We start from the raw sequence: 6,705 nt of genomic DNA on the forward strand, positions 1-6,705 counted from the left end.
GTCGCGCGCCGGCCTCCGGAGGTGTCGCGCGTCACATTCCTCCCACAAGGGGCGGCGGGACGGGATTCCCCGGCGGAAAAGTTCCCGGCCACCGGGGTGGCGGCGGCTCGAGGGCGACCCCGACGGGCCGCGGCAGGCGGCGCCCACGGGGGATTCGGGCCCATGTCCACCGTTCTCGGGCCCGTACCATGGGGGAAGAGTGCCGTGGCGATGATCAGCCCGGCGAGCGCGCGGCCGCACCCGGTCGTGTGGCCATCGACAATTCCCGGAGAAGCGCCCCCAGTATGCCCACGCGCCACGACATCCGTAACGTCGCCATTGTCGCCCATGTCGACCACGGCAAGACCACCCTGGTCGACGCCATGCTCAAGCAGGCCGGCGCCTTCGCCGCCCACCAGCTCGGCCAGGTGGACGACCGCGTGATGGACTCCAACGACCTGGAACGCGAGAAGGGCATCACCATTCTCGCCAAGAACACCGCGGTCAAGTACCACCCCAAGGACGGCGGCGACCCGGTCACCATCAACATCATCGACACCCCCGGACACGCCGACTTCGGCGGCGAGGTCGAGCGCGGCCTGTCCATGGTGGACGCGGTGGTGCTGCTGGTGGACGCCTCCGAGGGACCGCTGCCGCAGACCCGCTTCGTGCTGCGCAAGGCGCTCCAGGCCCGGCTGCCGGTCATCCTGTGCGTCAACAAGACCGACCGCCCCGACGCCCGGATCGACGAGGTCGTCGACGAGGCCTACGATCTCTTCCTGGACCTGGACGCGGACGAGAGCCAGATCGAGTTCCCCATCGTCTACGCCTGCGCCCGCGACGGCATCGCCTCGCTGACCAAGCCGGAGGACGGCACCGTACCGGCCGACAGCGACAGCCTGGAGCCGTTCTTCACCACCCTGCTGGAGACGGTCCCGGCGCCGGTGTACGAGGAGGACGCCCCCCTCCAGGCGCACGTCACCAACCTCGACGCCGACAACTTCCTCGGCCGCATCGCGCTGTGCCGCGTGAGGCAGGGCACACTGCGCAAGGGCCAGACCGTGGCCTGGCTGAAGCGCGACGGCGGCGTGCAGAACGTCCGCATCACCGAGCTGCTGATGACCGAGGCGCTCGTCCGCAAGCCCGCCGAGGAGGCGGGGCCGGGCGACATCTGCGCGGTCGCCGGCATCCCGGAGATCACGATCGGCGAGACGCTGGCGGACCCGGAGAACCCGGTCGCGCTGCCGCTGATCACCGTCGACGAGCCGGCGATCTCCATGACCATCGGCACCAACACCTCGCCGTTGGTCGGCCGAGGCGGCACCGGCAAGGGGGCGGACGCCAAGGCGGCCGTCAAGGACCGCAAGGTCACCGCCCGCCAGGTCAAGGACCGCCTCGACCGCGAGCTGATCGGCAACGTCTCGCTCCGGGTCCTGGACACCGGCCGTCCCGACGCCTGGGAGGTGCAGGGCCGCGGCGAGTTGGCGCTGGCCATCCTGGTGGAGACGATGCGCCGGGAGGGCTACGAGCTGACCGTCGGCAAGCCGCAGGTGGTCACCAGGGAGATCGACGGCAAGCTCCACGAGCCGGTCGAGCGCATGACCATCGACGTGCCGGAGGAGCACATGGGCGCGGTCACGCAGCTCATGGGCACCCGCAAGGGCCGGATGGAGAGCATGACCAACCACGGCTCCGGCTGGGTCCGCATGGAGTTCGTGGTGCCCTCCCGCGGTCTGATCGGCTTCCGCACGGAGTTCCTGACCAACACCCGGGGCATGGGCATCGCCCACTCCGTCCACGAGGGCTTCGAGCCGTGGGCGGGCGAGCTGAAGACCCGCAACAACGGCTCGCTCGTCGCGGACCGCGCCGGGAGCGTCACGGCCTTCGCGATGACCAACCTCCAGGAGCGCGGCGTGCTCTTCGTGGAGCCGGGCACCGAGGTGTACGAGGGCATGATCGTCGGCGAGAACTCGCGCTCCGACGACATGGACGTGAACATCACCAAGGAGAAGAAGCTCACCAACATGCGGTCCTCGACGGCCGACGTGGCGGAGTCCATCGTGCCGCCGCGGAAGCTGTCGCTGGAGCAGTGCCTGGAGTTCTGCCGCGACGACGAGTGCGTGGAGGTGACCCCGGAGGCCGTGCGCATCCGCAAGGTCGTCCTGGACCAGAGGGAGCGCGCCCGCGCCGCCTCCCGGGCCAAGCACGCCTGATCCGGGGCCGGCCCCGCGGAGCCGGATCGGCGGGTGCCTCGCCCCCCCTCGGGGGGGGGGGCGAGGCACCCGCCGTGCGCGGCGACCGGTCGGTCGGTCCGACGGCCGCGGGCACGCTCCGCGCGGTCGGGGCACAGCGGGCGAATGCCGGGAAGTCAAGCGATTTCGCTCACAGTGTGTCCGGAATGCGGACTGGCTGTACCGGAAGAAGTGTTAACAGTCCGTTTCGCGGGCGTCTGTAACGGATTATTTTGTCCGGATTTCGAGCAACAGGCCCCCGGTGATGTGACCAAACCGAGATCCCTTAACAGTGGTTTACGCGCGCTGAGTACCCAATAGTTGGGTCATTGAATCCGGATCGAGGAGCGTGCGTTCTGACCGCGCTGACTCGTGACAACGGGACCCGCTGAGGTCGGCACAGAGCCGGTGGAGGCAGCGGCGGACCGTCCGTGAAGACAGTGGACTCCTGAGGAGGCAAACCCATGCGCGGTGCCAAGAGCGCCAAGTGGGTCGCAAGCGCGATAGCCGTGGCCCTGGCCGCGACCGCTTGCGGTGGTGGCGACAGCGGCAACGAGTCGAAGTCGGGCTCGGGTGACGGCTATGTCTCGATCGAGGTCGGCGAGCCGCAGAACCCGCCGATCCCCTCGGACACCAACGAGAGCAACGGGTCCTACCTGGTCAAGGCGCTCTTCACCCAGCTGCTGGAGTTCGACAACAACGGTGAGATCGTCTACCTCAACGCCGAGTCGGTGGAGAGCGACGACGCCAAGGTCTGGACGGTCAAGCTGAAGGACGGCTGGACCTTCCACAACGGCGAGAAGGTCACCGCCAAGTCCTACGTGGACACCTGGAACTGGGCCGCCAACATCAAGAACAACCAGAAGAACAGCTTCTGGTTCTCCGACATCAAGGGTTACGAGGACGTCCACCCGGAGAAGGGTGACCCCAAGGCCGAGACGATGTCCGGTCTCAAGGTCGTCGACGACCTCACCTTCACCATCGAGCTGAGCAAGCCGGTCCCGTACTTCCAGTACAAGCTCGGCTACACCACCTGGGCCCCGCTGCCCAGCGTCGCCTTCGAGGACCCGAAGGCGTTCGGCGAGAAGCCGATCGGCAACGGTCCCTACAAGTTCGAGAAGTGGGACCACAACAAGCTCTTCCAGGTCGCCGCCTACGACAAGTACAAGGGCGAGGACAAGGCCCACAACGACGGCATCAAGTTCAAGAACTACTCGACCGTCGAGGCCGCCTACCAGGAGCTCCTCTCCGGCAACGTCGACATGGTCCGCAGCATCGGCTCCAAGGACCTGCCGAAGTACAAGGAGGACCTGGGCGACCGCGCCATCGAGCAGCCCTACGCGGCGGTCCAGAGCATCGTCCCGGCCTTCTACAGCAAGCCCTTCAAGGACATCGACCCCAAGGTCATCCAGGGCCTGTCGATGGCGATCGACCGCGAGACCATCGCCAAGACCGTCCTCAACGGCACCCGTGAGCCGGCCACCAGTTTCACGCCGCCGCAGGTCAACGGCAACCAGGACCTCGACACCGATGTCTTCACCTTCAACCCGAAGAAGGCGAAGGAGCTCGTCGAGGAGGGTGGCGGCGTCCCGGGCAACAAGATCTGGATCCAGTTCAACGCCGACGGCGGCCACGCCGAGTGGGTCACCGCGGTCTGCGAGAACATCCGCCAGAACACCGGTGTGGAGTGCATCCCGGACTCCAAGCCGGACTTCCAGACCGACCTGGACCTGCGTGACTCCAACAAGGTCAAGGGCATGTACCGCGGTGGCTGGGTCGCCGACTACCCGCTGAACGTCAACTTCATGCGGGAGCTGTACCACTCCAAGGCCGAGGCCAACAGCGGTCGCTTCTCCAACAAGGAGATCGACGCCCTCTTCGAGAAGGGCGACAGCGCCTCCAGCCTGGAAGAGTCGATCAAGCTCTACCAGGAGGCCGAGCGGAAGCTGGTCGAGCAGATGCCCGCCATCCCGATGTTCAACTACAAGCTGAACGCCGGTTACAGCGAGCGCGTGGACAACGTGAAGGTGGACTGGCACGGCGACCTGGTCGTGAACGAGGTCACCGTCAAGTAAGCCCGTCCGCGGTCCGTCCGCATCCGGCCGTCCCCCGTCGCCCGCCCTCGCGGGCGGGCGACGGGGCAAGGCATCCGGGGGCCGTTCCTGCCACAGCGGGACGGCCCCTGGGCCTGTCGTAACCAATGGAGGAAAAATGGGGCGTTACGTCGCACGGCGACTGCTCCAGATGATCCCGGTGTTCATCGGGTCGACACTGCTGGTCTTCCTGATGATGTACAGCCTGCCCGGCGACCCCGTGCGCGCGCTGTACGGTGAGCAGGCGCTCGACGAGGCCCAGATCGCCCAGATCAAGAAGGACCTCGGGCTGGACCTGCCGCTCTGGCACCAGTACTGGAACTACCTGACGGGCATCTTCCAAGGGGACTTCGGCACCCAGATCGCCAGCGGCAGACCGGTCGCCGATGTCATCGGCGACGCTCTGCCGGTGACGATCAGGCTGGCCCTGTTCGCGTTCACCTTCGTGGTGCTGGTCGGCATCTCCCTCGGTGTGATCGCCGGCCTGAAGGCCGACACGCTGCTCGACCGCGGCATGCTGATCTTCACCCTGCTGCTGATCTCGGTGCCCTCGTTCGTGCTCGGCTACACCGCCCAGTTCTTCCTCGCGTTCAAGATGGGCGTCGTCACGCCGACGGTGCGCGACTCCGAGGACTTCGGCGAGTTGCTGATGCCGGCCATCGTGCTGGCCTCGCTGTCGTTGGCCTACGTGGTGCGGCTCACCCGCACCTCCATCGCGGAGAACCTGCGCTCCGACTACATCCGCACCGCCGTCGCCAAGGGCCTCCCGCGGCGCCGGGTGGTCGGGGTCCACCTGCTGCGCAACTCCCTCATCCCCGTGGTGACCTTCCTGGGCACCGACCTCGGAGCGCTGCTGAGCGGCGCGGTCGTCACCGAGGGCATCTTCAACGTCCAGGGCATCGGCAACGCCGTCTACGAGGCACTGCTCCAGCGCGAGGGCTCGACCGTGGTCGGCATCGCGACGCTGATCATCATCATCTACCTCTGCGCCAGCCTGATCGTCGACCTGCTCTACGCGGTCCTGGACCCGAGGATTCGCTATGCCTGACGTGAAGAAGACCGAGACCGGACCGGTGACGGGCCCCGGCGTTCCCGCGCCCTCCTCGCTCGCGGTGGAGCCCGACAAGGGGGTCGGCAGCCTGGGCGGCACGGTCGGCAAGCCTCGGAGCCTGTGGACCGACGCCTGGCACGACCTGCGGCGCAACCCGCTGTTCGTGGCCTCCGCCGTCATCATCGCGCTCCTGATGGTGATGGTCGCCTGGCCGGGGCTGTTCACCAGCGCCTCGCCGCGCCACGGCGACCTGGCGAACCACTACCTCCAGGAGCCCCAGCTCACCAAGTTCTTCTCGCCGGAGTGGCTGGGCTACGACGCGCAGGGCCGCAGCATCTACGCCCGGGTCGTCTACGGCGCCCGCGCGTCGGTGATCGTCGGTGTCGCGGTGACGCTGCTGGTCACCCTCCTCGGCGGCACGATCGGCATGCTGGCCGGCTACTTCGGGGGCATCCTCGACAGCATCCTGTCGCGGATCATCGACACCTTCGCCGGCATCCCCTTCCTGGTCGGCGCCATGGTGATCCTCAACGTCTTCGACGTCCGCAGCATCTGGATCGTCACCCTGGCCCTGGCGTTCCTCGGATGGACCCAGATCGCCCGTGTCGCGCGCGGCTCGGTGATCTCGGTCAAGGGGACGGACTACGTCCAGGCCGCCCGGGCGCTGGGCGCCGGCACCCGTCGCATCCTGCTGCGCCACGTGCTGCCCAACGCCATCGCCCCGGTGATCGTGGTCGCCACCATCGCGCTGGGCGGCTACATCGCGGCCGAGGCGACCCTGTCCTACCTCGGCATCGGCCTCTCCGAGCCGACGGTCTCCTGGGGCGGTGACGTCTCCCGGGGCAAGGACCAACTGAGGAACGCGCCGTTCGTCCTGCTCTCGCCGGCCCTGATGGTCTCCATCACCGTGCTGGCGTTCATCATGCTCGGCGATGCGGTGCGCAACGCCCTCGACCCCAAGCTGCGCTGAGGGAGGCGTACCACATGATCACCATCGACAAGACCGCGCCCACCCCGGACCGGAGCACGGGCGGGGAGGGCGGCCCGCTGCTGGAGGTCCGCGACCTCCACGTGGAGTTCCACACCCGGGACGGCGTCGCCAAGGCGGTCAACGGCGTCAACTACTCCGTCTCCGCGGGTGAGACCCTGGCGGTGCTGGGCGAGTCCGGGTCGGGCAAGTCCGTGACCGCGCAGGCGATCATGGGCATCCTCGACATGCCGCCGGGCCGCATCCCCCGGGTGCATCAGGGGCTGTCCCGGAAGGACGCCAAGGCCAAGGCCGTGGAGTTGATGGACCGGGTGAAGATCCCGGCGGCGAGGGCGCGGGTGAACGACTATCCGCATCAGTTCT

Annotated in this window: 5 protein-coding genes; all 5 read left to right on the top strand. The window is 67.8% G+C overall.

Going from position 1 to position 6,705, the window contains the following annotated elements; translation table 11 throughout:
• Window positions 1-284 precede the first annotated feature (284 nt).
• A complete protein-coding gene (gene typA, locus IF47_RS0103510; RefSeq protein ID WP_031506507.1) occupies window positions 285-2,192 on the top strand; it encodes a translational GTPase TypA in 1,908 nt (635 codons plus the stop codon).
• A gap of 482 nt (window positions 2,193-2,674) precedes the next feature.
• Entirely contained in the window at window positions 2,675-4,285 is a 1,611-nt protein-coding gene (locus tag IF47_RS0103515) for a peptide ABC transporter substrate-binding protein (protein WP_031506509.1), read from the top strand.
• A 136-nt stretch (window positions 4,286-4,421) separates the two neighbouring features.
• On the top strand, window positions 4,422-5,351 hold the full coding sequence (locus tag IF47_RS0103520; RefSeq protein ID WP_031506510.1) for an ABC transporter permease: 930 nt from the start codon (window positions 4,422-4,424) through the stop codon (window positions 5,349-5,351).
• Complete coding sequence (locus tag IF47_RS0103525; RefSeq protein ID WP_031506511.1) at window positions 5,344-6,324, top strand: ABC transporter permease; 981 nt, start codon at window positions 5,344-5,346, stop codon at window positions 6,322-6,324. Before IF47_RS0103520 ends, IF47_RS0103525 begins: the two co-directional genes overlap by 8 nt.
• Window positions 6,325-6,338: 14 nt before the next feature.
• Window positions 6,339-6,705, top strand: a 367-nt coding sequence (locus IF47_RS0103530; protein ID WP_031506512.1) for an ATP-binding cassette domain-containing protein, incomplete at its 3' end; no start/stop codon positions are given.

Origin of the sequence: Streptomyces megasporus (assembly GCF_000718985.1) — a bacterium.
GTDB classification, from domain to species: domain Bacteria; phylum Actinomycetota; class Actinomycetes; order Streptomycetales; family Streptomycetaceae; genus Streptomyces; species Streptomyces megasporus.